The 679-nt window shown below is 41.7% G+C and carries 1 protein-coding gene; it reads right to left on the reverse strand.

Annotated elements, in window-relative coordinates; genetic code table 11:
* A partial coding sequence (locus D1012_RS21985) for an HsdM family class I SAM-dependent methyltransferase (RefSeq protein ID WP_147335784.1) occupies nucleotides 1-679 on the reverse strand: 679 nt, incomplete at both ends.

The raw sequence follows: 679 nt of genomic DNA on the forward strand, positions 1-679 counted from the left end.
TCTCCCTTGGAGTCTGGTGGCAATGCACCAGCGATTTCGAAACGAGGATCACTGACTTTCAGACCTGCTTTGTTCCAGTTCTTCGCAGAATAGGGTGGGTTCATAACAACCGCATCAAATTGTACGCCTTCATTTGGACGCTCTGGATCTTCTGGCCAGTCTTGAGAAAGTGTATCACCATTCTTTATCGTCATCTTTTCTGGACGAACACCATGGAGCAATAAATTCATACGAGTTAAGTTATAGGTCGCTGTATTCTTTTCCTGTCCGTAATAACTTAAATCCTTTTGAACATCTTCATCTAAATGTTTTTTAACCGTTAAAAGTAACGAACCAGAACCGACAGTTGGGTCATAGATTGATTTTATATCAGCCGTTTTTGCTACAATTTGTGCCATAACTTCACTGACTTGTCGAGGGGTATAGAACTCCCCTGCTTTCTTCCCGGACTCCATTGCAAACTGACCAATGAGATACTCATACGCATCACCCAGTACATCGCCTTTTTGTAACGCGACCATGTTCAAGTCTGCAAATAACAAAATCAATGCTTTAATATTTTTGCTGCGTTCGTTTAAGTTACTACCTAATGCCGTATCCGTTAAATCCAGCGTAGAACTTGAGAACAATCCTTTGAAGTCATTCGTATCACCGGACACGGCAATCGTACGTTCAAAGT

The organism is Pseudotabrizicola alkalilacus (genome assembly GCF_003443995.1).
In the GTDB taxonomy this organism is placed as follows: Bacteria; Pseudomonadota; Alphaproteobacteria; order Rhodobacterales; family Rhodobacteraceae; genus Pseudotabrizicola; species Pseudotabrizicola alkalilacus.